At 47.9% G+C, this 3,862-nt stretch carries 3 protein-coding genes and 1 pseudogene; 2 read left to right on the top strand and 2 right to left on the bottom strand.

Annotation, left to right across the window (positions count from 1 at the left end; genetic code table 11):
• Nucleotides 1-328: pseudogene (locus ACLQ6D_RS06870) on the bottom strand (hypothetical protein); the annotation flags it as partial.
• Between the two features lie 140 nt (nucleotides 329-468).
• Nucleotides 469-663 (bottom strand): YezD family protein, encoded by a 195-nt coding sequence (locus ACLQ6D_RS06875; RefSeq protein ID WP_411726541.1) that lies wholly within the window; start codon nucleotides 661-663, stop codon nucleotides 469-471.
• A gap of 839 nt (nucleotides 664-1,502) precedes the next feature.
• On the opposite strand from ACLQ6D_RS06875, the gene ACLQ6D_RS06880 reads away from it, so the two are divergent.
• Nucleotides 1,503-2,426, top strand: a complete 924-nt coding sequence (locus ACLQ6D_RS06880; RefSeq protein WP_411726542.1) for a malate dehydrogenase — start codon at nucleotides 1,503-1,505, stop codon at nucleotides 2,424-2,426.
• Nucleotides 2,427-2,843: 417 nt separating this feature from the next.
• Nucleotides 2,844-3,431, top strand: coding sequence for an HD domain-containing protein (locus ACLQ6D_RS06885; protein WP_411726543.1), 588 nt, complete (start codon nucleotides 2,844-2,846; stop codon nucleotides 3,429-3,431).
• The last annotated feature ends 431 nt before the right edge of the window (nucleotides 3,432-3,862 follow it).

Consider the following 3,862-nt stretch of genomic DNA (forward strand, 5'->3'; position numbering starts at 1 on the left):
CCCGTGTCCTCAAGAGCCAGAGATTGTCAGGGTCAGGCCGAAAATTGGTGCTGCTATTGTTGCCGGTAGGTGTAGGCCGCAAATCATTTTCGCGGTACTCATAGCGGGTGCGGAGGTCCAAGCCAACATCCAGCCATTCTACATCTCGGAACTGCTCGAACTGGGTTTTGCTCAAATTCCGCACATAACTTGGCGGATCGGGTTCCGGTTCGACGCGGTAACCCTTGGTTTTGCGGTAATAGTCTTCGGCATTTGCCAAACCGGGCAAAACCAGTAGCAAGCCGAGTGCGCTTGCTGCTGGCAGAAATCTATTGAAATAATGACTCATGTTTATATCCTTGTTTAGTGCTTTGATAACTTGAAATTTTGATTAATAAAGCCAATCGGTCTAAGCCAAAGCAACTTCCGGTTATCCGGTCGGCACCCAGTCACAGCCAATGTTGTTATTCGCCGTTGTTACGGTAGAGGTTAGGATGAATACCTACCCAGGGCAGATCGCCCGTCAAAGCGCAGCTTCTCCTTGCTCTCGATTTGTACAACCTTGCTTTCGTGGACAATAATTTCAACAGAGCCAAAGCGTATCCCTTGTAATGCGATAGTAATCTGGTTTGCGATGTCAGTTCCTTGCTGTTCTTTATCGTATTTTCTTGTGTCTAGCCCCATTAAAAACACCCCTGCATTTGCCTATTGTTGGACGTAGCGCGTATTCATTGTGGAGATAATCTTAAAGGGGATATTATTTTTAATAAAACGATATTATTCGATATTTATATTTTATAATAAGATATAAATTAATCTGCTTCTCGCGGGGGTGCTGGATTCAATGCCGTTAAGTTAAGTCATTTAATTCCTTCTCCCTTGAGGGAGAAGGTTAGGATGAGGGGTGTAAACACTTGATTTTAACCTCCTCACCCCCCCTCTCCAGCAGGAGAGGGGGGGTCTTTCTCAACTTAACGGCATTGGGTGTGGATTTAGCCACCGCCTGACATATTACCTAGGAAAGCATACTATGCTTAAGGTCGTTAGGAGCAGGCAGCGCAAGGGTTTGAAATCTGTTCTGAAATGACACAAACGCTTTTGTGTCCCTTTTTAGCTGAATATTTCACGAAAGTTGACTCAGGCTTAAGCTGCCTTGCGATCCGATTTCTGAGGCGGCACAAACTGGGTCTTTATTGGCAAACTGTGTCATATGACACAGTTTAATTGGTGACCCTTTATTTTCTCTGTTAAAGTCATAGCTCCTTTGATTCTGGAGGATCGTTATGAAAATTCAAACCCTATTGATATACCTTGCGCTGTCTTTTTCGCTGTTGTCAGCAAATGCGTAGACCGCTGCCGCACATGATTGTGCTATGACTAGCAAAAATTTTAACGATTTTCCACACGGTTTTACGAGTGCCCGGTTTTTCCTTTCAGTCGCTCGAAAAAGCATATCACGAAGACAAACCGCCAGATATTACGGATTATAATGTGTCTTTAACAAAAATTACGGGTATGTAGCCATGAAAATTGCTATCATCGGGACTGGACGTGTCGGCTCCAGTGTTGCTTATGCCTTGGTCCTCAAACAGTTTTGCAATCACTTGGTGATTGCTGGCCGTAGCTATGAAAAAGCAAGGGGTGATGCACTGGATCTGCAGCACACCCTGGCCTTTTGCTCACGGCCCATGCGCATAGAAGCCTGTACCAATGAACAAGTCATGGATGCCGATATCATTGTCATCACGGCATCGGTTGATACCGAAGGGCAGGTTATCACTTCCCGGATACAGCTGGGCAATAAGAATGCCGCCATGTTCAGGGAATTGATCCCCATACTGGCTGCTAACAATCCTGACGCCGTACTTATCGTTGTCACCAATCCGGTAGATGTGATGACGTATGCTGCGTCTAAATTATCCGGTTTCTTACCCAATCGGGTGATGGGCGTTGGAACTTTGGTTGACTCTGCCCGTTTCCGGACCCTATTGTCGCAGGAAGTGCATATCCATCCTGGTGATCTCCGCACCTATATCCTGGGTGAACACGGCCCCAATCAGTTCCCTATCCTGAGTAGCGCCGAAGCGGGTGGCGAACGTATTCGCGACACGCCCCGTCATCGGGAGCTATTTACCCAGGTTATCGAAGCAGGGTTTGAAGTTTATCGACTCAAGGGCTACACCAACCATGCCATCGCCACGGCCACCTGCATGGTTGTTGAAGCAGTGGCTTTTGACGAATCCCGTACCATGCCCCTAACCACCCGATTCGACGATTGGATGGGTATTCAAGACAACTGCTTCAGTATCCCCGTGGTGGTAGGCCGCAGCGGCATTATTCGTCATTTGTATCCTGAAATGAATGACGATGAACAACAAAACCTGCAAACTGCCGCTGCAGTTATCAAAAGCACCATTATTTCTTTAATTCCCGACTTGGTTGGTTAGTCCTTGTGTAAGATCATTATCATGTGCACAGTGGTTTTATACCCGCGCCATGCTTGTCACATAAGGCTAAATGCAAATTGGCTACCTTTGCCCAGACGCTCAGAAAGGTTTAAACTCGGGATGTCCGGCATCTTTTAGGCGGCGTAAATTTAACGGGTGAAAATAACCCAACAATCCTCATGCTTCCAAGTGTTGAATTACCAAACAACAGGCAATTCCCTACGCATCAATTTAAGCAATTCGTAGGTTGCGGGTGAGCTTGCTAACCCCAATATATGTGTTTAGGCAGTTGTTATTGTTGGGGTTCGTGCCTCACCCTATCCTACCGTGCTAGACTTTTTGTGCCGCATTTGGTACGATGAAATTTCCTGATGAAATCCATTTAAGTCGGTTATTTTCATAATGTTGGAGGTTTCTATGAGCGTAAACACAACACCTGAAAGGGTTGTATTTACCGCACTAAAGGACAGCACGGCGGAGGACTGGAAGATTCTCTGTGCGCATTATAAGCATCTTGTCAAAGAGCTGCCTGACCGCATACTGGATCACCTTAACCTGCTCAACGGCGATTTTGGCGGCTTTCCGGTTGACAGGCTGCAACATTCCCTGCAAACCGCAACGCTCGCCCATCAAGCCGGCGAGGACGAGGAATATGTCGTTTGCGCCTTACTGCACGACATCGGCGATACCCTCGGCAGTTACAATCATGCCGATATCGCGGCCGCAATACTGAAGCCTTTTGTGTCGGAAAAAAACCATTGGATGATACAACATCACGGCATTTTCCAGGGCTACTATTTTTTCCATCACCTTGGCCTAGACCGGAACATGCGGGAACAGTTTCGAGGGCATCCCTGCTTTGAGCGTACCGCAACGTTTTGCGGAAAGTACGATAATCCGGCATTTGACCCGGCTATGGAAACCATGCCTTTGAAGGAATTTTCGCCGATGGTGCGCCGAGTTTTTGCATCGCCTAGGCAATCAATTTATAGCGCAATGCTATAAGTGCTGTAGGATTACGACTGCATGGATGCAGGAGGTAGGCGGAAAAATGCTCCTGCATTTTCCACATTCACCACATCCCTGTGGCTTGGCAATGCAGGACGACAAACTGCTCCTGCGTTTGCTGCATTCAGTACATCCTGTACTTCAGCGGTTGCCGAGACGCGCAAACCTCTCAAGCTTCACACAGTAAAGATTTTCCGCGCGTCGTAATCCGCCATTTCGCGGCAATGGTTCCAGACCATTTGCCGCACTTCCGTCCTCCAGGGATGGGGGAAGTGCGGTAGTCGGTAGGGAACCGACACCGCCTCCATCCCTGGTGGTCGGATGGACACCGCAGTTGGCGGATTACGCCGCGCCCAGAGGTCAAACAAAACGGATAGATCGCGTATGTTGCGCGGCTAATCCGCCCTACAATTTATCCGACTTACGGA

This window comes from Methyloglobulus sp., assembly GCF_046714055.1.
Lineage (GTDB): Bacteria > Pseudomonadota > Gammaproteobacteria > Methylococcales > Methylomonadaceae > Methyloglobulus.